At 60.0% G+C, this 23372-nt stretch carries 22 protein-coding genes; 9 read left to right on the top strand and 13 right to left on the bottom strand.

Going from position 1 to position 23372, the window contains the following annotated elements; translation table 11 throughout:
- Positions 1-174 precede the first annotated feature (174 nt).
- Together norV and norW are read left to right on the top strand one after the other, a co-directional pair.
- Positions 175-1623 (top strand): anaerobic nitric oxide reductase flavorubredoxin, encoded by a 1449-nt coding sequence (gene norV / locus ABLV78_RS05455; protein ID WP_047044131.1) that lies wholly within the window; start codon positions 175-177, stop codon positions 1621-1623.
- Positions 1620-2753: an NADH:flavorubredoxin reductase NorW gene (norW, locus tag ABLV78_RS05450; protein ID WP_047044130.1), complete on the top strand. Its 1134-nt coding sequence runs from the start codon at positions 1620-1622 to the stop codon at positions 2751-2753. The genes norV and norW overlap by 4 nt, the downstream gene beginning before the upstream one ends.
- A gap of 556 nt (positions 2754-3309) precedes the next feature.
- Here norW and ABLV78_RS05445 read toward each other — a convergent pair.
- The 4 genes from ABLV78_RS05445 to ABLV78_RS05430 form a co-directional block, all read right to left on the bottom strand.
- Positions 3310-4323, bottom strand: a complete 1014-nt coding sequence (locus tag ABLV78_RS05445; RefSeq protein ID WP_047044127.1) for a HoxN/HupN/NixA family nickel/cobalt transporter — start codon at positions 4321-4323, stop codon at positions 3310-3312.
- A gap of 1 nt (position 4324) precedes the next feature.
- Positions 4325-6553: a carbamoyltransferase HypF gene (hypF, locus tag ABLV78_RS05440; RefSeq protein ID WP_047044124.1), complete on the bottom strand. Its 2229-nt coding sequence runs from the start codon at positions 6551-6553 to the stop codon at positions 4325-4327.
- An 8-nt stretch (positions 6554-6561) separates the two neighbouring features.
- Positions 6562-7089 carry an electron transport protein HydN gene (gene hydN / locus ABLV78_RS05435; RefSeq protein WP_015370036.1) on the bottom strand — a complete coding sequence of 176 codons (528 nt, stop codon included), beginning with the start codon at positions 7087-7089 and terminating at the stop codon, positions 6562-6564.
- Positions 7090-7223: 134 nt separating this feature from the next.
- The gene (locus tag ABLV78_RS05430) at positions 7224-8237 is read right to left on the bottom strand and encodes a LacI family DNA-binding transcriptional regulator (RefSeq protein WP_047044122.1); all 1014 of its coding nucleotides are present in this window, start codon (positions 8235-8237) and stop codon (positions 7224-7226) included.
- A gap of 267 nt (positions 8238-8504) precedes the next feature.
- Here ABLV78_RS05430 and ascF point away from each other — a divergent pair, with 267 nt between their 5' ends.
- Together ascF and ABLV78_RS05420 are read left to right on the top strand one after the other, a co-directional pair.
- Positions 8505-9941 (top strand): PTS cellobiose/arbutin/salicin transporter subunit IIBC, encoded by a 1437-nt coding sequence (gene ascF, locus ABLV78_RS05425; protein ID WP_047044120.1) that lies wholly within the window; start codon positions 8505-8507, stop codon positions 9939-9941.
- A gap of 26 nt (positions 9942-9967) precedes the next feature.
- Positions 9968-11392 (top strand): 6-phospho-beta-glucosidase, encoded by a 1425-nt coding sequence (locus ABLV78_RS05420; RefSeq protein WP_047044118.1) that lies wholly within the window; start codon positions 9968-9970, stop codon positions 11390-11392.
- A 104-nt stretch (positions 11393-11496) separates the two neighbouring features.
- Here ABLV78_RS05420 and hycI read toward each other — a convergent pair whose 3' ends face one another.
- The 9 genes from hycI to hycA form a co-directional block, all read right to left on the bottom strand.
- A complete protein-coding gene (hycI, locus tag ABLV78_RS05415; RefSeq protein ID WP_047044116.1) occupies positions 11497-12006 on the bottom strand; it encodes a hydrogenase maturation peptidase HycI in 510 nt (169 codons plus the stop codon).
- On the bottom strand, positions 11999-12409 hold the full coding sequence (locus ABLV78_RS05410) for a formate hydrogenlyase maturation HycH family protein (RefSeq protein ID WP_045395386.1): 411 nt from the start codon (positions 12407-12409) through the stop codon (positions 11999-12001). Before ABLV78_RS05410 ends, hycI begins: the two co-directional genes overlap by 8 nt.
- Entirely contained in the window at positions 12406-13173 is a 768-nt protein-coding gene (locus tag ABLV78_RS05405) for an NADH-quinone oxidoreductase subunit B family protein (protein WP_045395384.1), read from the bottom strand. The genes ABLV78_RS05410 and ABLV78_RS05405 overlap by 4 nt, the downstream gene beginning before the upstream one ends.
- Positions 13173-13715 (bottom strand): formate hydrogenlyase complex iron-sulfur subunit, encoded by a 543-nt coding sequence (locus ABLV78_RS05400; RefSeq protein WP_047044114.1) that lies wholly within the window; start codon positions 13713-13715, stop codon positions 13173-13175. Before ABLV78_RS05400 ends, ABLV78_RS05405 begins: the two co-directional genes overlap by 1 nt.
- Before the next feature lie 204 nt (positions 13716-13919).
- Positions 13920-15629: a formate hydrogenlyase subunit HycE gene (gene hycE, locus ABLV78_RS05395; RefSeq protein WP_015370028.1), complete on the bottom strand. Its 1710-nt coding sequence runs from the start codon at positions 15627-15629 to the stop codon at positions 13920-13922.
- A gap of 16 nt (positions 15630-15645) precedes the next feature.
- Positions 15646-16569 carry a respiratory chain complex I subunit 1 family protein gene (locus ABLV78_RS05390; RefSeq protein ID WP_045395381.1) on the bottom strand — a complete coding sequence of 308 codons (924 nt, stop codon included), beginning with the start codon at positions 16567-16569 and terminating at the stop codon, positions 15646-15648.
- 2 nt (positions 16570-16571) lie between these two features.
- Entirely contained in the window at positions 16572-18398 is a 1827-nt protein-coding gene (gene hycC / locus ABLV78_RS05385; RefSeq protein WP_047044112.1) for a formate hydrogenlyase subunit 3, read from the bottom strand.
- Positions 18395-19003, bottom strand: a complete 609-nt coding sequence (locus ABLV78_RS05380; protein ID WP_047044110.1) for a 4Fe-4S dicluster domain-containing protein — start codon at positions 19001-19003, stop codon at positions 18395-18397. The genes hycC and ABLV78_RS05380 overlap by 4 nt, the downstream gene beginning before the upstream one ends.
- An 82-nt stretch (positions 19004-19085) precedes the next feature.
- Positions 19086-19535 (bottom strand): formate hydrogenlyase regulator HycA, encoded by a 450-nt coding sequence (hycA, locus tag ABLV78_RS05375; protein WP_015703262.1) that lies wholly within the window; start codon positions 19533-19535, stop codon positions 19086-19088.
- Between the two features lie 212 nt (positions 19536-19747).
- On the opposite strand from hycA, the gene hypA reads away from it, so the two are divergent.
- From hypA to hypE, 5 genes are read left to right on the top strand one after another with little or no spacing between them, the layout of a single operon-like run.
- The gene (hypA, locus tag ABLV78_RS05370) at positions 19748-20092 is read left to right on the top strand and encodes a hydrogenase maturation nickel metallochaperone HypA (protein WP_015370023.1); all 345 of its coding nucleotides are present in this window, start codon (positions 19748-19750) and stop codon (positions 20090-20092) included.
- Between the two features lie 6 nt (positions 20093-20098).
- Positions 20099-20971 (top strand): hydrogenase nickel incorporation protein HypB, encoded by an 873-nt coding sequence (gene hypB / locus ABLV78_RS05365; protein ID WP_047044108.1) that lies wholly within the window; start codon positions 20099-20101, stop codon positions 20969-20971.
- The gene (locus ABLV78_RS05360) at positions 20962-21234 is read left to right on the top strand and encodes a HypC/HybG/HupF family hydrogenase formation chaperone (RefSeq protein WP_015370021.1); all 273 of its coding nucleotides are present in this window, start codon (positions 20962-20964) and stop codon (positions 21232-21234) included. The genes hypB and ABLV78_RS05360 overlap by 10 nt, the downstream gene beginning before the upstream one ends.
- A complete protein-coding gene (hypD, locus tag ABLV78_RS05355; protein WP_047044106.1) occupies positions 21234-22355 on the top strand; it encodes a hydrogenase formation protein HypD in 1122 nt (373 codons plus the stop codon). The genes ABLV78_RS05360 and hypD overlap by 1 nt, the downstream gene beginning before the upstream one ends.
- Entirely contained in the window at positions 22352-23362 is a 1011-nt protein-coding gene (gene hypE, locus ABLV78_RS05350; protein ID WP_047044105.1) for a hydrogenase expression/formation protein HypE, read from the top strand. The genes hypD and hypE overlap by 4 nt, the downstream gene beginning before the upstream one ends.
- The last annotated feature ends 10 nt before the right edge of the window (positions 23363-23372 follow it).

Below are 23372 nucleotides of genomic sequence, written 5' to 3'. Positions count from 1 at the left end.
TCATTTTGACAATACACATTGTCATAACGACTATTTTAATCATTGTCATTTTGACAGCAACTAAAATCAGAAAAAATTAAAAATAGCTAATTATCAATGAATTAAAAAGTTGGCACGCAACTTGATATAAGCCAATCAACTGAGTTTAAACACACTGTATTGATTGAGGTTGCTATGTCTATTGCGGTTAAAAATAACATTCTTTGGGTTGGCCAACGCGATTGGGAAGTGCGTGATTTCCACGGTACCGAATATAAAACGCTGCGCGGCAGCAGCTATAACAGCTATCTCATCCGCGAAGAGAAAAACGTGCTGATCGATACCGTCGATCATAAATTCAGCCGCGAGTTCGTGCAGAACCTGCGCAGCGAAATCGATCTGGCTGACCTCGACTACATCGTCATTAACCACGCCGAAGAGGACCATGCCGGCGCGTTGACCGAACTGATGATGCAGATCCCGGATACGCCGATTTACTGCACCGCCAACGCCATCGACTCGATCAACGGCCATCATCATCATCCGGAGTGGAACTTCCACGTGGTGAAAACCGGCGATACTCTCGATATCGGTAATGGTAAACAGCTGATCTTCGTGGAAACGCCGATGCTGCACTGGCCTGACAGCATGATGACCTACCTGACCGGCGACGCGGTGCTGTTCAGCAACGACGCCTTCGGCCAGCACTACTGCGACGAACACCTGTTCAACGATGAAGTAGACCAGATTGAACTGTACGAACAGTGCCAGCGCTACTACGCCAACATCCTGACGCCGTTCAGCCGCCTGGTGACGCCGAAAATTACTGAAATCCTCGGCTTCAACCTGCCGGTGGATATGATTGCCACCTCCCACGGCGTGGTCTGGCGCGATAACCCGACGCAAATCGTCGAGAAATACCTCGAGTGGGCAGCGGATTATCAGGAAGATCGCATCACCCTCTTCTACGACACCATGTCCAATAACACCCGCATGATGGCGGACGCCATCGCGCAGGGGATCACCGAGGTTGATCCACGGGTGGCGGTGAAAATCTTCAACGTCGCCCGCAGCGACAAAAACGACATTCTGACCAACGTTTTCCGCTCGAAAGGCGTACTGGTGGGCACCTCCACCATGAACAACGTAATGATGCCGAAAATCGCCGGGCTGGTGGAAGAGATGACCGGGCTGCGTTTTCGCAATAAACGCGCCAGCGCCTTTGGATCGCACGGCTGGAGCGGCGGCGCGGTAGACCGCCTGTCCACCCGCCTGCAGGATGCCGGTTTTGAGATGTCGCTGAGCCTGAAAGCCAAATGGCGTCCGGATATCGACGCGCTGGAACTGTGCCGCCAACACGGACGCGACATCGCCCGCCAGTGGGCCCTCTCGCCGCTGCCGGTTGCTGAAGCAGCGACAACGCCGGAACAACGGGACTGCGCCTGTGCCGCCGCCGCGGCCGCCGATCTCGGTCCCATGATGCAGTGCAGCGTGTGCCAGTGGGTCTATGACCCGGCGAAAGGCGAACCTAACCAGGATGTACAGCCGGGCACGCCGTGGAGTGAAGTGCCGGACAATTTCCTCTGCCCTGAGTGTTCTCTTGGCAAAGATGTCTTTGACGTACTGGCGACGGAGGCAAAATGAGTGATGGCATCGTCATCATCGGCTCGGGCTTCGCGGCCCGCCAGCTGGTGAAAAATATTCGTAAGCAGGATACGCAAATTCCGCTGACGTTAATCGCCGCCGATAGCATGGATGAGTACAACAAACCGGATCTCAGCCATGTCATCAGCCGCGGGCTGAAGGCCGACGATCTGACCCTGCAAAGCGCCGGCGAGTTCGCCGAGCAGTATAATCTGCGTCTGTTTCCCCATACCTGGGTAAGCGATATCGACGCCGAAAACCGGTTAGTGAAGAGCCAGGATAACCAGTGGCGCTACGACAAACTGGTGCTGGCCACCGGTGCGACGCCGTTTATCCCGCCGGTGCCGGGGCGCGAGCTGATGCTGACGCTGAACAGCCAGCGCGAATATGGCGCGGCGCAGAGCCAGCTGCACGACGCGAAGCGCGTGCTGATCGTCGGCGGCGGCCTGATTGGCTGCGAACTGGCGATGGATTTCTGCCGCGCCGGTAAAGCGGTAACGGTAGTCGATAACTCAGCCAGCGTGCTGGCGGCGCTGATGCCGCCGGAGGCCAGCAGCCGCCTGCAGCATCGGCTTACCGAGATGGGCGTACATCTGATGCTCAAAACGCAGCTTGAGGGGCTGGAGCAAACCGCCGACGACATTCGCGTCAGCCTCGACCGCCAGCGCGCGATAACCGTCGATGCGGTGGTGGCCGCCGCCGGCCTGCGCCCGGAAACGTCGCTGGCGCGTCATGCCGGATTGCGGATTAACCGCGGCGTGGTAGTCAATAGCCAACTGCAAACCAGCGATCCGGCGATTTATGCGCTCGGCGACTGCGCGGAAATCAACGGTACGGTACTGCCGTTCCTGCAGCCGATTTTACTCAGCGCCATGTGCCTGAGTAAAAATTTGCTGGCGCAAGCGGGCGAGCTCACCTTGCCGCCAATGCTGGTGAAAGTGAAAACGCCGGATCTGCCGCTGCATCTGGCCGGCGACACCCGCCGCGACGATCTGACGTGGAATATCGTGGCCGCTAAAGAGGGGCTGGTGGCGAAAGGTCTGGATGCCGAAAACCAGCTGCGGGCCTTTGTGGTGAGCGAAGATAAAATGAAGGAAGCCTTTGCGCTGCTCAAGCAACTGGTGAGGTGATTACCGTCCAGGCGACCCTGTTTTGCCGGGTGGCGCTACGCTTACCCGGCCTACGGTCCATGCGGCCTGCCTTTAATTTATTCACCATGCTGGCTGAAACTGCCGCTGTTGGTGGCCACAAAATCGCTGAGACGTTACAGGCAGGCCGGGGCAGCCCGCATGGATGCGGGCTGAGGGCCGTGTTTTGCAAGGAGGCTGCCTCGGCCCGACCCGAAGCCTGCCGGGATAAGTCGAAGGCACCACGAAGTGGCGATTTTGGCGGCCAGAGCCCGGGGGTACAGGGGGCGGCGGCGACTGGCCGCCCCCTGTGCGCTCCCTGCGCCACGGAAAACATATTGCAGAAAAATTAACCGGGAGCGCAATATCCTCTGAAACGACACGCGATAAACGTTTTTCTAAAGCGAAAAAGTTGCAAACCGATAACAGTATCTACAGTTCTGGTGAGGTGATGGTTTTCCCGGCTCGCGGCGTAAACGCCTTAGCCGGGCTACAGTCGGGCTACAGTATTGTCCTGGTAGCCCGGCTAAGCGCAGCGCAAGCCGGGAAAATAACCAGCCTAGCGCGCCAGATTATCGTAGCCGCGCCAGCGATAATTTAGCACCGACAGCGCCCAACAAACGACGAACAGCCCCACCACCACAAACCCGGCATCGCCGAGGTTATCGTTTAACGCCCCTACCCAGCGCCACACCCCGCCGCTTAAGGCGAACTTATCCATTAACAGCCCCAGCGCCTCCAGGCCGCCGATAAACAACGCCACCACCACCGAGGTACCGGTGATGGTCATATTGTAATAGAGCTTGCGCTGCGGCTTACTGAACGCCCAGCCGTAGGCGCCGACCATCAGCACATTATCAAGCGTATCCACCAGCGCCATACCGCTGGCGAACAGCGCCGGGAAGACCATTATCGACCAAATCGAAATGCCGCTCGACGCGCCGGCGGCGGAAATACCCAGCACGCCGATTTCGGTGGCGGTATCAAAGCCGAGACCAAACAAAAAGCCCACCAGATACATCTGCCAGCTGCGGCTTATCAGCCGGAAGGTTTTGCCAAACAGCCAGCTCATCATGCCGCCGCCGCTAACTATCTCATCGCTGACCTTTTCACCGCGCTTCCACGCCTGGAAGCTGCGCCACACGCTGCGCAAAATCACCAGATTGACCAGCGCCATCGCCAGCAGGAACAGCGCCGATACCGCGGTGCCAATCACGCTGCCGGTATCGTGTAGCCAGCTCATCTGCTGGCTGAAGGCGGTGGCCGTCGCGGCAATCGCCGCCGACGCCAGCACTACGATCGACGAATGCCCTAGCGAAAACCACGCCCCGACGCCAAACGGCCGCCGCCCCTGCTGCATCATCTTGCGGGTGACGCTATCAATCGCCGCAATATGGTCGGCGTCGACCGCATGGCGCAGACCGTAACCCCAGGCCAGCAGACTGGCGGCCATCAATGCCCCGCTATCGCCAAACGCCTGAAACGCCCATAGCCAGGCCAGGGCGTTCGCGGCGATAAGTCCCAGAACCAGCGCCGCCGCACGCGGCTGTTGGCGTAAAATCATCGTTATCATCTTAAATCCTTTGAGACTGCCAGCGGGCGGCGGCCACCACCGCCTGACCGTAGGCGATCGCGCCATCGCCAGCGGGAAGCTGCTGCGGCAAAAGCAAAGTAAAATCAGAAAGGTAATCGCTGAGGCGGGCGGCGAGCAGCTGATTATGCAGTACGCCGCCGCTACAAACGATTGTCGCGATCCCGCGGGAAGCGGCGCAGTCACGCGCCATCGCCGCCAGCCCGCAGGCCAGCGCATCATGAAAGGCCCAGGCTTTCTGCGCGGGCGTCGCCTGCCAGCGCAACCACTGTCGCCAGAAGGTGGATAAGTCCAGCTCGCCGCCGCGCCAGGGCAGCGTGACCGGATGGCTGACGCCCGGACAGCTGGCGGCCAGCGCCTCCAGCCGACAGGCCGCCTCGCCTTCGTAGCTCAGGCTCTCCGGCGCGCAATCCAGCGCGCAGGCAACGGCATCAAACAGCCGTCCGCAGGAAGAGGCGCGCGGCGAATTAATGCCGCGTTCGATGGCCTGCGCCAACAGCGGCCAGTTTCGCTGCCCCAGCGCGGCGGTTGGCGGGTATGACTGCCAGTCGGGAATAAATGCCAGGCACTGGGCCAACAAATTTCGCCATGGCTGGCGTGCCGCCAGATCGCCGCCCGGCAGCGCAACGGCCGGGAGGCCGCCAAGATGTTCGCATTCGCGGTAGTTCATCCGCAGGCATTCGCCGCCCCACAGCGCGCCGTTTTCCCCCATCCCGATGCCATCAAGGGTCAGGGCGATCACATCGCCGCCGTCGAGCGGCCAGCGGTGTTCCGCCAGGCAAGCCGCCGCGTGGGCATGGTGATGCAGTACCGGCTCGACCGGTAACGACATTGACGCCGCCCACTGCGTCGAGCGATAGCCGGGATGGGCGTCAACCACCACCCGCTGCGGCGCAAACGCATAAATGCTCTGCATTAACCGCAGCGCACTGCGCCACTGTTGCTCGACGCCCTCCTCGCCGAGATCGCCAAAATGCTGGCTCAGCACCGCTGCGCCGCCGCGCGCCAGGCAGAAGGTATTTTTCATATCCGCCCCCAGCGCCAGCAGCGGCGGAATATTATCCAGGCCCGGCGGCAGCGGCAGCGCATCCGGCACATAGCCACGGGCGCGGCGCAGCATCTCACCGCTTGAGCGCACCAGCGAATCGTCCATACGTTGCACGATATCGCGATTATGTAGCAGAAAACCGTCGGCTATATCGGCTAAGTCGGTGAGCGCTTCTTGATTACTCAACGCCGGAGGGCGGCCGCTGAGGTTGCCGGAGGTCATCACTATCGGGCGCGCCAGCGCCTGCAGAAGTAAATGCTGCAGCGGATTAGACGGCAGCATCACCCCGACTTCCGCAAGCCCTGGCGCAATCTCGTCACACAGGCCGGGAACCTGCGCTTTAGCCAGCAATACAATCGGCGCGGCGGGCGAGCGCAGCAGCGCCGCCGCCGCCGCGGGTAACTCCGCTGCCGTCGGCAGCATTACCGCCAGCGGTTTTGCCGGGCGCCGTTTTCGCGCGCGCAGCGCTGCCACCGCCACGCTATTGCCGGCATCGCAGGCCAGATGAAAACCGCCAATCCCTTTTATCGCCACAATATCGCCCGCCGCCAGCCGCGCGATGGCCGCCTGCAGCGCCGCTTCAGCGAATAGCGTTAGCGTTCCCGCCCGCCACTCCAGCTGCGGGCCGCAATCGGCACAGGCCACCGGCTGGGCGTGAAAACGGCGATCGGCAGGCTCCCGATACTCGGCAGCGCAGCGCGGACACAGCGGGAACGGCGCCATCGCGGTAAAGGGGCGATCGTATGGCATGGCGCGAATAATGGTGAAGCGCGGCCCGCAGTGGGTACAGTTGATAAAGGGGTAGCGGTAGCGGCGTTCTTGCGGATCGTTCATCTCCGCCAGGCACGCCGGGCAGGTTGCGGCATCGGGAACAATCTGCGTGCGCATACTGCCGCCGCCGCTGTGGCGAATGGTGAAATCCTGAGGAAGCTTATGCCAGTGAAACGGGGTGCAGTCGGTGCTGTCAATACGCGCCAGCGGCGGACAGTGACGGGCCAACGCGGCGGTAAAACCACCGTCGTCGCCGATCAGCCTGACCAGCACGCCGTCGCCGTCGTTACAGACATCGCCGCCGCGCGCCATTTGTCGCGCCAGTTGCCAGACGAAGGGGCGGAAACCCACCCCCTGCACTTTGCCGCGAATGCGGATTTGCACCCCGTTCATGCGGCGTATTACCAGGCCAGCGCCGTACGGCGACGTTTTTCGAGGTTCATCTGCTCAAGCTTGTTGCGGTCGACGCAAACCAGCGCGTGCGTCGGGCAGGCTTCAATGCAGGCCGGGCCGCTATCGCGCTGGTGGCACAGGTCGCACTTGTTGGCTTCGGCTTTTTCCGCCATGACGTTCAACCCGGCGCCGCTGTGGCGAACGACCGGGCGCACCACCACTTCCATCGCCCCATACGGGCAGGCGACAACGCAGGTTTTACAGCCGATGCAGCGCTCCTGCATCACGTGGACAAAGCCTTTATCGCGACTGATGGCGCCGTTCGGGCAGACGTTGGCGCATGGCGCGTCTTCACATTGACGACAGGCCGTCGCCGTCGACACATTGACGCCTTTGATCACGTGAATACGCGGCAGGAACGACTGCGGCGTCAGCGCGGCGCAATCCTGATTTTCCTGATGAGAGACCACGCAGGCCACTTCACAGGTGCGGCAGCCGATGCATTTGCTCGCATCGGCGATAATGAAACGGTTCATCCATTTCTCCAGCGGAAAGAAGTTAACGCGCCGGATTATGCATAATACGTTCCAACTTTTATTTAATTGAAATTTAAGGGAATTAAATTAACAGCCGCTGTCATCGTCACAACTGACGATGACAGATGACGACATCAGGCATGCGGGCCGCGCGCCAACGACTCGCGTTCAATCAGCTCGCCGGGGAAAGTTTGCTGATATTTAAATTCGCCGCCGTCGAGCATAAAGATCAGCCTGTTGATGCTCTCTTTCATCATTTCGGTGACCGGAATTTTAACGCTGGAGAGCGAGGGGATCACATACGGCGCCAGCGCGATGTCATCGAAACCGATCACCGATACCTGCTGCGGCACCGCGATCCCCTGCTGGTGCAGTTGCTTAATCGCGCCGATCGCCATGTCGTCATTACTGGCGACCAGCGCGCTGAAACTGATGCCGCGTTGGCTGAGCGCTTCGACAGCGGCGGCACCGGTGTGCGGCGTCCAGCGCCCTTCGACGATCAGTTCTTGCCGTACGGGAAGCCCCTGGCCTGCCAGCGCGTCTTTATAACCAGAGAGACGCTCAACCCCGGTAGGCGAATCCAGCGAACCGGTGATAAATGCAATGTCGCGATGACCGCTGGTAATTAACTTTTCAACCGCCATCCGCGCCGAGGCTTTGTGATCGGACCATACGCAGTGGCTGGCGTGGCGGCGCAGGCGACGATTCAGCACCACGATCGGCTGCGGATGATTGTCGATGATCTCATCCATTTCATCGACGCTTAGAAAGCGCGGATAGATGATGATCGCGTCGCAGCGCAGGTCGAGCAGATACTGAATCGCCTCGCGCTCTTCTTGCGCGCTGTGTTTGCCGTCGGCAAGGATCAGCTGCCGCCCCTGATCTTCCGTCAGCCGCGCCACGTGAAACAGCAGTTCGCTGAAATAAACGCCGTGATAAAGGGTGTTGGTTACCACCAGCCCGATGGTCTGGCTTTTTTTGGTCGCCAGATTGCGCGCCAGCAGATTCGGCCGATAGCCGCTTTCGGCAATTGCCTGAAATACCCGGTCTTTGGTTTCCTGGCTGACATAGCCGTTGCCCGACAGCACCCGCGAAACGGTCGCCTTTGATACTCCCGCGCGCTTCGCAACCTCCAGCATCGTTGCCATGGGGTTCTTCCTGTAACTTAAGTTGCCTGCAGTGTACTGCACGTCTCGCCGTTTTTCAGCAGTCGGCATCGCCCTGATGTTGCTCTGCCCCTGCTTATAAAGCGATCAAAATCACAAATTTGCAAAGTGAGTTTTTTAGTTCTTGTATGACTCAATGAAACTCATCATGATTTTGTGGAACCGGTTTCCTATGCATATACCGCGCATAGCCGCCGTCAGGCGCTGGCGTGTAATCAGTACCCTATTGATAAAACAGGATAAAATCCGATGTCTAAAAATTATGCAGCCCTGGCGAACCAGATCCTGACGGCGATCGGCGGCGCAGATAACGTCGTTGCCGTGACCCACTGCATGACCCGCCTGCGCTTCGTGGTGAAAGATAATCAACGCGTGGACGCCCCGGCGCTAAAAGCGCTGCAAGGGGTACTTGGCGTCGTGCGTAGCGATAACCAGTGCCAGGTGATCATCGGCAATACCGTCTCGCAGGCGTATCGCGAAGTGCTGAATTTGCTGCCCGGCGAGTTGCGCCCGGCGGAGCCGCAGGGGAAACCGCCGCTGACCTTAAAACGCATCGGCGCCGGGATCCTTGATGCGCTGATCGGCACCATGTCGCCGCTGATCCCGGCGATTATCGGCGGATCGATGGTCAAACTGCTGGCGATGATCCTGGAGATGAGCGGCGCGTTGCCAAAAGGCTCGCCGACGCTGACCATTCTGACGCTTATCGGCGACGGCGCGTTCTTCTTCCTGCCGCTGATGGTTGCCGCTTCCGCGGCGGTAAAATTCAAAACCAATATGTCGCTGGCTATCGCCATCGCCGGGGTGCTGGTGCATCCGGGGTTCATCGAATTAATGGCTAAAGCCGCGCAGGGCGAGCACGTTGAATTCGCCTTCATTCCGGTTACCGCGGTGAAATACACCTACACGGTGATCCCGGCGCTGGTGATGACCTGGTGTCTCTCTTATATCGAACGTTGGGTCGATCGCATCACCCCGGCGGTGACGAAAAACTTCCTTAAACCGATGCTGATCGTGCTGATTGCCGCGCCGCTGGCGATCCTGCTGATTGGCCCGCTCGGCATCTGGATCGGCAGCGCGATCTCCGCGCTGGTGTACACGATCCATAGCTATCTCGGCTGGCTGTCGGTGGCGATCATGGGCGGACTCTGGCCGCTGCTGGTGATGACCGGCATGCACCGCGTCTTTACGCCAACCATCATTCAAACCATCGCCGAAACCGGCAAAGAGGGCATGGTGATGCCATCGGAAATCGGTGCCAACCTGTCGCTGGGCGGATCGTCGCTGGCGGTGGCGTGGAAAACCAAAAACCCGGAGCTGCGCCAGACCGCATTAGCGGCAGCGGCATCGGCGATTCTGGCCGGGATTTCCGAACCGGCGCTGTACGGCGTGGCGGTACGTCTGAAACGCCCGCTGGTCGCCAGCTTAATCAGTGGCTTTATTTGCGGCGCGGTGGCGGGGATTGCCGGGCTGGCCAGCCATTCGATGGCGGCGCCGGGGCTGTTCACCAGCGTCCAGTTTTTCGATCCGGCCAATCCGATGACTATCGTTTGGGTCTTTGGCGTGATGGCGCTGTCGGTGGTGCTCTCCTTTGTGCTGACGCTGCTGCTCGGTTTTGAAGATATCCCGGTAGAAAATGCCGCCGCCGACGCCAGACAGCGCCAGGGCGCGGCCACTCACGCCTGAACACTTTTTTGAACGCGAGGTAACGCATGTCGAGTTTTCCACACGGATTTTTATGGGGCAGCGCTCTGGCCGCTAACCAGTCTGAAGGCGCTTATCTTGAGGGCGGCAAAGGGCTGACGACCGTTGATACTATTCCGCACGGCGCCCATCGCCTGGCGGTAAAGCTGGGTCAGGAGAAGCGCTTTACGCTTCGCGAAGACGAATTTTATCCAAGCCACGTGGCGATCGATTTTTACCATCGCTATAAAGAGGATATCGCCCTGATGGCGGAGATGGGATTTAGCGTCTTTCGTACCTCTATCGCCTGGAGCCGCCTGTTCCCGCGCGGTGATGAACAACAGCCAAACCCGGAAGGTATCGCGTTCTACCGTGCGATGTTCGAAGAGTGCAGAAAGTACGGGATCGAACCGCTGGTCACCCTGTGCCACTTTGATGTACCGATGCATCTGGTGACGGAATATGGCTCCTGGCGTAACCGGAAGATGGTCGATTTCTTCAGCCACTATGCGCGCACCTGCTTTGAAGCGTTTGACGGACTGGTGAAATACTGGCTTACCTTCAATGAAATCAACATCATGCTGCATAGTCCCTACTCCGGCGCCGGTCTGGTGTTTGAGGAGGGAGAAAATCAGGAGCAGGTGAAATACCAGGCCGCGCATCACGAGCTGGTGGCTAGCGCGCTGGCGACAAAAATAGCCCATCAGGTCAACCCGCAAAACCAGGTCGGCTGCATGCTGGCGGGCGGTAACTTCTACCCGTATTCCTGTAAGCCGGAAGATGTCTGGATGGCGCTGGAAAAAGATCGTGAAAACCTGTTCTTTATCGATGTGCAGGCACGCGGCGCCTATCCGGTGTGGGCCGCGCGGGTATTCCGCGAGAAAGGCGTCACTATTGCCAAACAGCCGGGCGACGACGAAATCCTTAAAAACACCGTCGATTTCGTCTCCTTTAGCTATTACGCCTCGCGCTGCGCGTCAGCGGAGATGAACGCCAGCAACACCAACGCCGCCAATATCGTCAAGTCGCTGAAGAATCCGTATATTGCGGCCAGCGAATGGGGCTGGGGTATCGATCCGCTCGGTCTGCGCATCACCATGAACATGATGTATGACCGCTATCAGAAACCGCTATTCCTCGTGGAAAACGGACTCGGCGCGCGCGATGAGATCGACGCCAACGGCGAAATCAACGACGACTACCGCATTAGCTATCTGCGTGAACACATCAAGGCGATGCGCGACGCCATCGATGATGGCATTCCGGTCATCGGCTATACCAGCTGGGGCTGTATCGATTTGGTCTCCGCCTCCACCGGCGAGATGAGCAAGCGCTACGGTTTCGTGTATGTCGATCGCGACGATGCCGGAAACGGCACGCTTGCGCGCAAGCGCAAGAAATCGTTCTGGTGGTATAAGAAGGTCATCGCCAGCAACGGGGCGGATCTGGAGTAGTCGGTATTGCCGGGTGGCGGCTTACGCCTTACCCGGCCTACGGTCCGTACGGCCTGCCGTTATTTTATTCACCACGCTGGCTGAAACTGCCGGTGTTGGTGGCCTCAAAATCGCTGAGACGTTCCCGGCAGGCCGGGGAACGCCGCTTCCTCGGCCGCTTCCAGCGCGGCAAAACCGCCCTGCTCCTGCCAGCCATCAAGCCGCGCGTATACCGTCGCGACGGCATCCTTAACAGGCTGAGTCATCGGGTAATAGAAACCGACAATATCAGGCTGAATGCCCACAAAAATCACCTCGCCAACATCCTCTTTTAACTGATCGATAAGATAGTTAAGCGGCATGTTGTGGGTGGTCATCATAAACATGTCGGCGATATCGTCCGGGTCGACAATACGGATTTCGCCGGGATTAAGCCCCATATCGGTCGCGTCGACGATCAGTAGCCGGGTCGGGCGCAGCTCGCGGATGGCGACGATATCGTTTTCCGGCGCGCTGCCGCCGTCAATCACCACCCAGCCGCCGACCGGATTGGCCGCGCACATTTCAGCCAGCAGCGGGCCTGCGCCGTCATCGCCCATCATGCTGTTGCCGACACACAGTAAAACGTCAGTCACGTAGTCTCCTCACCATCAGATAGATGGCGCTTTCCTGGTGAATATCGTGCAGCATGCTGAGCAGGGTTTTACTCCACGCCTGCTGCTCCGGGGTCTGCGCGGACTGCGCTTTATCAAAGGCATTAGCCAGCATCGCCACGTGATTGCTGTCGATAACGATCTCGCCATACTTCGGTACGCCTTCCATTTTGCGCCGCGCGGCGCTGCCCGCCTCCAGCGTGCCAATCCACGCCAGATAGTCCTCCCACGGGCAGCTTAACGCCGCTTCCAGGCAGTCGATGACGCCGAGGTGGTGGCCAATCGCCAGGCTGTAATAGACCACCTGCTGCGCCTGATCCGGCGTCGCGTCGTTCTCATCAATAAATTTACGGCTCAGTTGACTGAACACCACCGTCTCGCTCATCGGATACGCGCCCCCTCGACCACCTGATTCAGGTGCGTGACGATCTCGGTCAGACGCGGATCTTTCTCCGCCTCCAGCCAGCGCAGTACCTGATTATCTCCCTGCCCCAGCAGACGCATATAGTCGTCGGCGATCTGGCGGCCATAGCGATAGCCGGCCAGACGGCGCGCTTCGCGATCGATACGTACCCGCAGCGGCTGAACCATGTTGGGATGCAACAGTTCGGTGGGCTGTTCGTCAAGCTCGCCCGGCTGGCGGGCGTGGATTTTTTGCTCCAGCAAACCGAGCGCCATCGCAAAACCGTACAGCGTGGCGGCAGGCGTCGGCGGACAGCCCGGAATATAGACATCGACCGGCACAATTTTGTCGGTGCCGCCCCATACGCAGTACAAATCGTGGAAGATACCGCCGCTGTTGCCGCAGGCGCCGTAAGAGATGCAGATTTTCGGATCCGGCGCCGATTGCCATGCGCGCAGCGCCGGCGAACGCATCGCGCGGGTCACCGCGCCGGTAAACAGCAGAATATCGGCATGGCGCGGCGACGGAACTACTTTAATCCCGAAGCGTTCGGCGTCAAAAAGCGGCGAAAGGGTGGCGAAAATCTCGATTTCACAGCCGTTACAGCCGCCGCAGTCGACGCGGTAAACATAGGCGGAACGTTTGATTTTTTTCAGCAGCGAGGCCTTCATGCTGGCGATGGATTCATCCACCGTCATCGGCAGCGGAATGCCGTTTTCATCGCGCGGGCCTAATAAATTGCTCATCAGCTGGCCTCCCTCATGTGGCGAGTCAGTTCAATACGATCGGACGGCACCAGGCATTTCTGGCGTTTGCATTCCGGGCAGGTCTCAAAACTTTCGCGGTGAAATTCGGCGCGGGTATCGCCGTTGTGCTTAAGCAGCGCAATGGCGTAGTCGATCTCTTTTTGTACCGCGAAAGGCCGCGCGCAGACCCGACAGTGGCAAATGGCAAAGCGCGATTGCTGGAGGAAATCCTCTTTTTTCCACACCGCCAGTTCATACTCCTGCGACAGCTTAATCGCCGCCGTCGGGCAGACCTCTTCACAGCGGCCGCAGAAAATACAGCGCCCGAGGTTGAACTGCCACGCCAGCTGGTTAGTCGCCAGATCGGTCTCTACCGTCAGGGCGTTAGACGGACAGGCATTCACGCAGGCCGCGCAGCCGATGCACTGCTGCGGATTGTGCTCCGGTTTGCCGCGGAAGTTTTTATCCACCGGCATCGGCTCCAGCGGATAGGAGTGGGTCGCGGTGCCGGTCTTGATGACTTTTTTAATAAAGGTAAACATTGTTGCTCCCAGGTTGTGTGCGGCCTTTTTCCCTCACCCTAGCCCTCTCCCTGAAAGGGAGAGGGGACAGTTGTGCACGGTCAGTGAATTCGCACTCGTTCTGCCCTTCCTTCTCTCCTTTGTGGGGAGAGGGGACAGCTCTGCCCTTCCCCCTCTCCCCTGTGGGGAGAGGGTCGGGGTGAGGGGCCCCACGCAATGGCTCAATTATTTCAGCGGCGAGTTTTTACGCTCGATGCTGTAGCGCTCCAGCTCTTTGTACGGCACCACTTTGCTTTTCTTCTTACGCACATCGACCACCGTCATGCGGTCGGTACAGGAGTAGCAGGGATCGAGGCTACCGATAATCAGCGGCGCGTCGGAGACGGTGTTGCCGCGCAGCATATAGCGCAGGGTCGGCCAGTTGGCGTAGGTGGCCGCACGGCAGCGCCAGCGGTACAGTTTTTGGTTGTCGCCGGTCATGCTCCAGTGGATATCGTCGCCGCGCGGCGCCTCCGAGAAGCCCAGCGCGAAGCGGTGTGGAATATAGGTGAAGCCATCCACCATCAGCGGGCCGCCGGGCAGATTGTCGAGACCGAAATCAATCATATTCAGCGCGGTATAAACTTCGTTGATACGCACCTTGAGGCGAGAAATCACGTCGCAGCCCTGCTCGCTGTGAACTTCCATCGGCAGCAGACCGTAACCGACGAACGGGTGATCGGCGCGGGTATCGCGGGCGTGGCCGCTGGCGCGGACCATCGGGCCGACGTTACTGAAGTCGCGGGCGATTTCTGGATCCAGACGGCCAATACCGACGGTGCGCTGTTCCATGTTCGGCGTGCTGAGCAGCATATCCACCAGTTCCTGCACATCGCGGCGCATCTGCTGCGCCAGCTGGCGGGTCTGGATCATGTCCTCTTTCAGCAGATCGCGGCGAATCCCGCCGATCAGGTTCATACCGTAGGTTTTACGCGCGCCGGTGAGGATCTCAGCCATCTTCATTGAGGTTTCGCGCACGCGGAAGAACTGCATAAAACCGGAGTCAAAGCCGGTGAAATGGCAGGCCAGGCCAAGGTTCAGCAGGTGCGAGTGCAGGCGTTCCACTTCCAGCAGAATGGCGCGGATCATCTGCGCGCGCTCCGGCACCACGATGCCCATCGCGTTTTCCACCGAGGTGGTATAGGCGGTGCTGTGGGCAAAGCCGCAGATGCCGCATACCCGGTCCGACAGGAACGTTACTTCGTTGTAGCCCATGCGGGTTTCCGCCAGCTTTTCCATGCCGCGATGGACATAGAACAGGCGGTAATCGGCGTCGATAATGTTCTCGCCGTCGACAAACAGACGGAAGTGTCCAGGCTCATCGGAGGTGACGTGCAGCGGGCCAATCGGCACCACGTTGTTTTTCTTACTGCCGAGCTCGTTAATGAACTCGTAGGTCTCCGCGTCGGTGGTCGGCGCCGGGCGCTGGCGGTAGTCCATGCTGTCTTTACGCAGCGGATAGAGTTCATCCGGCCAGTCGTCCGGCAGCACCAGGCGGCGCTCGTCCGGCAGGCCCACCGGCACCAGACCGTACATATCGCGTACTTCGCGCTCGCCCCATACCGCCGCCGGCACGCGCGGGGTCACCGACGGATATTCCGGTTTGTTGGCATCGACTTCCACGCGCACGGTGATCCAGCATTTAGTGCCCTGCTCCATCGACAGCACGTAGTAAACCGCATAGTGGCCGTTCAACTTACGTTCGTCGTTGCCGAACAGTACCGACAGCCAGCCGCCCTGCTTGTAGTACAGGAACTCGACCACTTCCGGCAGGTAGTTAACCTTCACGGTGACGGTAAGCTGATCTTTGGTCTGCCAGGCTTCGTCCAGCACCACGCCAGGGAAAGCCTGGTGCAGCGCCGCAAGATAGTGTTGACCGATTTTTTCTTCAGACATGCTCAAATTCTCTTAATCACGCCACCAGCAAGGAGACGAAAGCTAAAAAGGCGAAACCAAACCCGGCCCAGGTGACGCGGGAGGTGGCACAAAAACGCAGACGCGCCATGCTGTTTTCGAATAGCGCGATAATCAGCACTCCCGCCACCAGCTTGACGATGGCGACCACCAGCGCCAGCAGCAGGCCTGGCGCGCTAAAGCTGGTCATCTGTCCCCACGGGATAAATACGCCGACGAACATCTGCAGCACCACCAGCTGTTTCAGGCTGATGCCCCACTTCAGCACCGCAAAACCGCTGCCGCTGTACTCGGAAAGCGGCCCTTCCTGCAGCTCCTGTTCGGCCTCGGCTAAATCGAACGGCAGTTTGCCCATTTCGATAAAGGTGGCGAAAGCGCAGGCGCACAGCGCCAGGATCAGCGGGATGCTGCGCGCGGCGGGCCAGTGGTAAATGGTGTCGGTAATCGCGCTAATATGGGTGGAGCCGGCTACCTGCGCCGCGACCCACAGCCCAAGCAGCAAGATCGGTTCGACCAGCACGCCGAGCATCGCTTCACGGCTGCTGCCGATAGCGGTGAACGGACTACCGGTATCCAGGCCGGAAATGGCGAAGAAGAAACGGGCGATGGCGAACAGGTAGATAAGCGTAATCAGGTCGCCCAGCCCCGGCAGCGGTGAATCTACGGTCACTACCGGCAGCGCGGCGGCGATGGTCAGCATCACGCCGACCATCACAAACGGCGTCAGGCGGAATACCCAGCCGGAAGCGTCCGGGCCCACGCTCTGGCGACCCAGCAGTTTCAGGATATCCCGATACTCCTGCAGTACGCCCGGCCCGCGGCGGTTATGCAGGCGCGCGCGGGCAACGCGGGTCAGGCCGGACAGCAGCGGCGCGACGGCAAACAGTACCAGCGCCTGTATTAATGCAACGAATAGGTTCACTCTCAGGCTCCTCGCGAAATCACAATCACCACCAGTACCGCCAGCTCGATCAGCGCCACGCCGCGCAGCAACGCGGGCGCGGAGGCGTTCTGCCAGCCGGGCACCAGCCGTACCGGATTCAACCAGTGACGCAGCTTCAGCAGCGGCGCAAAGGCTTCTTTCACCGGCATGGCGAAGCCGTGGGCGGTGACCACCATCGCTTGTTCATGATCGTAGCCGCAGACCCACGCCGCGCCGCGCGAGCGCGCCGGCAGGCGGTCGCCTTTGAAGAAGATCATCAGCAGGAACGGCAGCAGCGGACAGGCAATCAGCAGAATGGCGATCAGCGGCTGCGATACGACGCTAGTGGTCTGCGCCGGAACCGGAATGACGTGGCCGACCAGCGGCAACAGCCACGGCGCCGCCACGCCGCCGATGACGCAGCACGCGGCGGCCAGCACCACGCTTAAGGTCATCAGCCAGGGCGCGCAGGTGGCGTTTTCCGCCTCTTTACTGCGCGGCGCGCCAAGGAAGGTGACGCCGTAGACTTTGGCCATACACATCACCGCCAGCGCCCCGGTAATCGCCAGGCCAACCGCCAGCAGCGGCCCCAGCAGACGGCCGATAAACACCTCGCCGGTGCTCAGCTTGAAGAAGGATTGATAGATAACCCATTCGCCGGCAAAGCCGTTCAGCGGCGGCAGCGCGGCCATCGCCATCAGCCCCACCAGCATGGCGAGTGAAATCAGCGGCATTTTTTTACCGATGCCGCCCAGCTTCTCGATATCGCGATGCCCGGTACGGAACCACACCGCCCCCGCGCCAAGGAACAGCGTGGTTTTGAACAGGCTGTGGTTGATCAGGTGGTACATGCCGCCGATAAAGCCCAGCACCATCAGCGCATTGTTGCCGGTGGCAATACCGGTGACGAAGGCGCCGAGGCCAAGCAGAATAATGCCGATGTTTTCCAGAGTGTGGTAAGCCAGCAGGCGCTGGATGTTATGTTCCATCAGCGCGTACAGCCCGCCAATAAAGGCGGTAATCATCCCCAACACCAGCAGCAGCACGCCCCACCACAGCGGCGGCACGCTACCTGCCAGCGACACGGTCAGGATGCCGTACAGACCGACCTTCATCACCACCGTTGAAAACAGCGCGGCGGCCGGGGCGCTGGCGCCCGCATGCGCCTGCGGCGCCCAGCCGTGCAGCGGGATCACCCCGGCGAGCAGGGCAAAACCGAGCAGACCCGGCAGCCACAGCGCCATGTTCTGCGGCGCGCCGGCGGCCAGCTGGCTAATCGCCGCCAGATCGAGAGTGCCGTAGAACGACCACACCAGCCAGCAGGTCCACGCCAGCAGCAGGGTACCGAGACGCCCCAGCGCAAACCACAGTTTGCCGGACTGCGCGCAACCGGTGAGAAACGCGGCGCACAGCGCCATGATTTCCGCCATCACCACCAGGCTGCCGAAGTTAGTCACCACCACCGCGCAGGTGGCGGCAGCCAGCAGCAGGTTAACCAGCAGGCCATTCGATTTGACCTGCGGATGACGATGCCAGGAAATGTTAAACAGCGAAATCGGCAGCGCCGACAGGCCGATGGCCAACAGCCACAGAGCGTTAATCCCGCCCACCCGCATCGCCAGATGCAGATACTGCAGCATGCCGCCGTTGATCCGCTCCGGCGCGATCAGCGCCGAGAAGCCGGCGACGATTAACATCGCGCTGGCGACCGCGCCGCCGATCCCGGCAATCGCGCCGCTCAGCGGTTTACACAGACTAAACAAAAACGCCAGCACCGCGCTGGCGGCATACCAGGCAACCGCCTGATTCACTAATGCAACCACGCTCATTTCACGCCCCCTTGTTGCGCCTGAAACAGCGACAAATCGCCGAGGTCGGTATTAAAGGTCAGTTCGCGCTTACGCTTGCTGGACTTAGCAATATCGCGAATATCCACCAGCAGTAAGGCTTTGGTCGGGCAGGTCCGCACGCAGGCCGGGCCCTGCTCATCAAAGTGGCAGAGGTCGCATTTCACGGCGATAGCGCGAACGCCAGGCACCCAGTCGAGCAGCGAGCTGACGCGGGCCGGAGCCGGCGGCGCGGCGGGTGCCATCGGCGTGTTAGCGTTGGCGGGAATATCCAACGGGCGGCTGCCGGAGAATTCAATCGCGCCGAACGGGCAGGCGATGCCGCACAGTTTGCAGCTCACGCACAGGCTTTCATTGAGCTGTACCGCGCCGTCAACGCGAGTAATGGCGTTGACCGGACACACCGCGGCGCAAGGCGCGTCTTCACAGTGGTGGCACATCTGCGGCGCAGACTCTTTTTCATTACGCATGACCTGCAGGCGCGGCATACTTTGCAGGCCATACTGGCGGTGCGTCTCGGAACAGGCGGCTTCGCAGGTGCGGCAGCCGATACAGACGCTGGAATCAGCAATTACAAAACGGTTCACCGGGTCATCCTCGGGTGAAAGTCACTTTTGACGAAATCAGGCCGCGCAGGTGTCGGTTTCGACACTTGTCGACACTTCATAATTAATGGACCTGCGCCAGATGGTTTAAATCCACCGGCTGGTCACGCTCCATGGCCTCATACAGGCGGTCATAGACGGTGGCGATGATCGCCAGGTAGTGTTCCAGCACCGCTTCGCGGGAACGGTTACTGATGCGACCGTCAATTACGCCTTCCGCATCCAGCGTCGCCTGGGCGATCAGCCGTTTGTCATCGCCATTTTTGCTTTCTACGTAGTATTCGATGGTGTGGCTGTTAAAGCCTTCCGCCAGCGCGACATATACCTGAAAGTGGCCGAACAGCACGAAGCACAGCTCTTTGTCCGGCGCGCAGCTCATCGCGTGATGCAGACGCGCTTTCGACAGGGTGATGCCCTGAACCAGCGAGTTGCAGTAGGTGTGCCACTGCTCCTGATGCTGGCGGTGACGATCGGCGATGTAGTCCGCCTTTTCACTTAATTCCCAAATTGTCATCCCGGATCCTCCCGTTACATGAGATGCACCGGTTAAGCATTTTCCATGCCAAAATTTATTTATTTGAATTTAAAGGAATTATTAAAAACTCGCGCGCCATCACGACATGTCGATGACAGCCGCACGTCGTCGTCATCGACAGTTCCCCCGCCGTTTATGGTCTCCTGGCATCGTTATTGCATATAGCCGCCATAGTATTAACGGAGGCCAACATGCACGAAATCACGCTAAGCCAGCGGGCGCTGGAAATTATTGAGCAACAGGCGCGGCAAAACGGCGCGCGCCGGGTCACTGGCGTGTGGCTGAAGGTCGGCGCGTTTTCCTGCGTGGAGGCCAGCGCCCTCACCTTCTGTTTTGAACTGGTGTGCCGCGGCACGCTGGCGGAAGGCTGCGCGCTGCACATTGCCGAACAACAGGCCGAATGCTGGTGTGAACGCTGTCAGCAGTATGTGCATCTTGTCTCTCAGCACGTCCGCCGCTGCCCGCACTGCGATAACGACCAGTTGCAGATCGTGGCGGATGATGGCTTACAGATTCAGCGTTTAGAATTGGAGTAAAAGATTATGTGTACGACATGCGGCTGCGGAGAAGGCAACCTTTATATCGAAGGCGATGAACATAACCCGCACTCGGCGTTTCGCAGCGCCCCCTTCGCCCCCGCCCCGCGCCAGACCATGACCATCACCGGCGTGAAAACCGATAACTTTGCCCCGACCCGCAGCGCGCAAGGCGATCTGCATTACGGCCACGGCGAAGCGGGTACCCACGCGCCGGGGCAAAGCCAGCGGCGGATGCTGGAAGTCGAAATCGACGTGCTGGATAAAAACAATCGCCTGGCGGCGCGCAACCGCGCGCGCTTCGCGGCGAACAATCAACTGGTGCTGAATCTGGTCTCCAGCCCCGGCTCCGGTAAAACCACCCTGCTCACCGAGACCCTGACGCGCCTGAAAGGCATCGTCGACTGCGCGGTCATTGAAGGCGATCAGCAAACGGTCAACGATGCCGCGCGTATCCGCGCCACCGGCACGCCGGCGATTCAGGTCAATACCGGCAAGGGCTGCCATCTCGATGCGCAAATGATTGCCGACGCCTCTGCGCGTCTGCCGGCTGGCGATAACGGCATTCTGTTTATCGAAAACGTCGGCAACCTGGTCTGCCCGGCCAGCTTCGACCTTGGCGAACGTCATAAAGTGGCGGTGCTGTCGGTCACCGAAGGGGAAGATAAACCGCTGAAGTATCCGCATATGTTTGCCGCCGCCAGCCTGATGCTGCTCAACAAAGTCGACCTGCTGCCGTACCTCAACTTTGACGTCGAGAAGTGCCTCGCCTGCGCGCGGGAAGTGAATCCGCATATCGAGATTATTTTGCTCTCCGCCACCAGCGGCGAAGGCATGGACCAGTGGCTCAACTGGCTGGAGACGCAGCGATGTGCATAGGCATTCCGGGGCAAATTCGCACGATTGACGGCGTGATGGCGAAGGTTGAAGTGTGTGGCATTCAGCGCGAAGTCGATCTGACGCTGGTCGGCGCCGTCGACGAGCAGGGCCAGCCGCGCATCGGCCAGTGGGTGCTGGTACACGTCGGGTTCGCCATGAGCGTGATTAACGAAGCCGAAGCGCGCGATACCCTCGACGCGCTGCAAAACATGTTCGAGGTTGAACCGGACGTCGGCGCGTTGCTATACGGCGAGGAGCGATAATGCGTTTTGTTGATGAGTACCGCGCGCCGGAGCAGGTGCTGCAGCTGGTCGAACATCTGCAGCAACGCGCCCGGCTGCTGGACTATAGTGAAGCCCGCCCGCTGCGGATGATGGAGGTCTGCGGCGGTCATACCCACGCCATCTTTAAATTCGGCCTCGACCAGCTATTACCGAAGAATATTGAATTTATTCACGGCCCCGGCTGCCCGGTGTGCGTCCTGCCGATGGGCCGCATTGACGCGTGTATCGAGATAGCCAGCCGCCCGGAGGTGATTTTCTGCACCTTTGGCGATGCGATGCGCGTGCCGGGAAAAAACGGGTCGCTGCTGCAGGCGAAGAGTCGCGGCGCCGATGTGCGAATCGTTTACTCGCCGATGGACGCCCTGCGGCTGGCGCAGCAGAATCCGCAGCGCGAGGTGGTTTTTTTTGGTCTCGGTTTCGAAACCACTATGCCCGCCACCGCGCTGACGCTGCGTCAGGCCCGCGAGCGCAACGTCGACAACTTCTACTTTTTCTGTCAGCACATCACCTTACTGCCGACGCTACGCAGCCTGCTGGACCAGCCGGACAACGGTATCGATGCGTTTCTCGCCCCCGGCCACGTCAGTATGGTGATTGGCACCGACGCCTACGGTTTCATCGCCAGCGACTATCATCGGCCATTAGTCGTTGCTGGATTTGAACCACTTGATCTACTGCAAGGCGTGATCATGCTGGTTGAGCAGAAAATAGCGCAGCGCAGTCAGGTAGAGAATCAGTACCGTCGCGTGGTGCCGGATGCCGGTAACGCGCTGGCGCAGGCGGCAATCGCCGAGGTCTTTTGCCTGAGCGGCGATAGCGAATGGCGCGGCCTGGGGACGATCAACGATTCCGGCGTTTGCCTGACGCCAGATTATCAACGCTTTGACGCCGAGGCCCATTTCCGCCCGGCGCCGCAGCGCGTTTGCGACGACCCGCGCGCCCGCTGCGGTGAAGTGCTGACCGGGCGTTGTAAACCACACCAGTGCCCGCTGTTTGGTCGCGTCTGCAACCCGCAGAGCGCCTTTGGCGCGCTGATGGTCTCCTCAGAGGGCGCCTGCGCCGCCTGGTATCAATATCGCAGTCAGGAAAATAAAGCATGAAAAGCATTCAGTTAGCTCACGGTAGCGGCGGTCAGGCGATGCAGCAACTCATTGGCGAGCTGTTTATGCAGGCCTTCGCCAACCCCTGGCTGGCCGAACAGGAAGATCAGGCGCGTTTAGATCTCGCCGGGCTTGCCGCCCAGGGCGATCGGCTGGCCTTCTCAACGGACAGCTACGTCATTGATCCGTTATTTTTCCCCGGCGGCGATATCGGCAAACTGGCAATTTGCGGCACCGCCAACGACGTCGCGGTCAGCGGCGCCCTGCCGCGCTATCTCTCCTGCGGGTTTATTCTCGAAGAGGGGCTGGAGATGGCGACGCTGGAAGCGGTGGTGCGCAGCATGGCAACTACCGCTCAGCAAGCTGGAATTGCCATTGTGACCGGCGATACCAAAGTGGTGCCGCGCGGCGCGGCAGATAAAATATTCATTAATACCGCCGGTATTGGCGCCATCCCCGGCGATATTCACTGGGGAGCGCAGCAGATTAGCGCCGGCGATGTGCTGCTGGTCAGCGGCACGCTCGGCGATCACGGCGCCACCATTCTTAACCTGCGCGAACAGCTGGGGCTGGACGGCGCATTATCCAGCGACTGCGCGGTGCTGACGCCGCTTATCCAGACCCTGCGCGAGATTCCGGGCATCAAAGCGCTGCGCGACGCCACCCGCGGCGGCGTCAACGCGGTGGCGCACGAGTTTGCCGCCGCCAGCGGCTGCGGTATCGAGCTGCATGAAGCGAAGCTGCCGGTCAACGATACGGTGCGCGGCGTTTGCGAACTGCTGGGGCTCGACGCCCTGAATTTCGCCAACGAAGGTAAACTGGTGATTGCCGTCGCCAGAGAAGCCGCGCCGCGCGTACTTGAGCATTTACGGTCTCACCCGCTCGGGCAGTATGCCGCGATAATTGGCGACGTTGTCGAGCGCGCCGGCGTGCGCTCCGTTGGGTTATATGGCGTTAAACGCACGCTCGATCTTCCCCACGCCGAGCCGCTGCCGAGAATTTGCTAACCACTGACCG

It is taken from the genome of Klebsiella sp. CN_Kp075, assembly GCF_040065055.2.
Classification (GTDB): Bacteria; Pseudomonadota; Gammaproteobacteria; order Enterobacterales; family Enterobacteriaceae; genus Klebsiella; species Klebsiella aerogenes.
This window is presented reverse-complemented; position numbering and strand designations above follow the sequence as displayed.

What these genes read in the sequence shown, in the direction of transcription:
- norV (WP_047044131.1), top strand. Translation starts at nt 175, where the DNA reads ATGTCTATTGCGGTTAAAAATAACATTCTTTGGGTTGGCCAACGCGAT.
- norW (WP_047044130.1), top strand. Translation starts at nt 1,620, where the DNA reads ATGAGTGATGGCATCGTCATCATCGGCTCGGGCTTCGCGGCCCGCCAG.
- ABLV78_RS05445 (WP_047044127.1), bottom strand. Translation starts at nt 4,323, where the DNA reads ATGATAACGATGATTTTACGCCAACAGCCGCGTGCGGCGGCGCTGGTT.
- hypF (WP_047044124.1), bottom strand. Translation starts at nt 6,553, where the DNA reads ATGAACGGGGTGCAAATCCGCATTCGCGGCAAAGTGCAGGGGGTGGGT.
- hydN (WP_015370036.1), bottom strand. Translation starts at nt 7,089, where the DNA reads ATGAACCGTTTCATTATCGCCGATGCGAGCAAATGCATCGGCTGCCGC.
- ABLV78_RS05430 (WP_047044122.1), bottom strand. Translation starts at nt 8,237, where the DNA reads ATGGCAACGATGCTGGAGGTTGCGAAGCGCGCGGGAGTATCAAAGGCG.
- ascF (WP_047044120.1), top strand. Translation starts at nt 8,505, where the DNA reads ATGTCTAAAAATTATGCAGCCCTGGCGAACCAGATCCTGACGGCGATC.
- ABLV78_RS05420 (WP_047044118.1), top strand. Translation starts at nt 9,968, where the DNA reads ATGTCGAGTTTTCCACACGGATTTTTATGGGGCAGCGCTCTGGCCGCT.
- ABLV78_RS05410 (WP_045395386.1), bottom strand. Translation starts at nt 12,409, where the DNA reads ATGAGCGAGACGGTGGTGTTCAGTCAACTGAGCCGTAAATTTATTGAT.
- ABLV78_RS05405 (WP_045395384.1), bottom strand. Translation starts at nt 13,173, where the DNA reads ATGAGCAATTTATTAGGCCCGCGCGATGAAAACGGCATTCCGCTGCCG.
- ABLV78_RS05400 (WP_047044114.1), bottom strand. Translation starts at nt 13,715, where the DNA reads ATGTTTACCTTTATTAAAAAAGTCATCAAGACCGGCACCGCGACCCAC.
- hycE (WP_015370028.1), bottom strand. Translation starts at nt 15,629, where the DNA reads ATGTCTGAAGAAAAAATCGGTCAACACTATCTTGCGGCGCTGCACCAG.
- hycC (WP_047044112.1), bottom strand. Translation starts at nt 18,398, where the DNA reads ATGAGCGTGGTTGCATTAGTGAATCAGGCGGTTGCCTGGTATGCCGCC.
- hycA (WP_015703262.1), bottom strand. Translation starts at nt 19,535, where the DNA reads ATGACAATTTGGGAATTAAGTGAAAAGGCGGACTACATCGCCGATCGT.
- hypA (WP_015370023.1), top strand. Translation starts at nt 19,748, where the DNA reads ATGCACGAAATCACGCTAAGCCAGCGGGCGCTGGAAATTATTGAGCAA.
- hypB (WP_047044108.1), top strand. Translation starts at nt 20,099, where the DNA reads ATGTGTACGACATGCGGCTGCGGAGAAGGCAACCTTTATATCGAAGGC.
- ABLV78_RS05360 (WP_015370021.1), top strand. Translation starts at nt 20,962, where the DNA reads ATGTGCATAGGCATTCCGGGGCAAATTCGCACGATTGACGGCGTGATG.
- hypD (WP_047044106.1), top strand. Translation starts at nt 21,234, where the DNA reads ATGCGTTTTGTTGATGAGTACCGCGCGCCGGAGCAGGTGCTGCAGCTG.
- hypE (WP_047044105.1), top strand. Translation starts at nt 22,352, where the DNA reads ATGAAAAGCATTCAGTTAGCTCACGGTAGCGGCGGTCAGGCGATGCAG.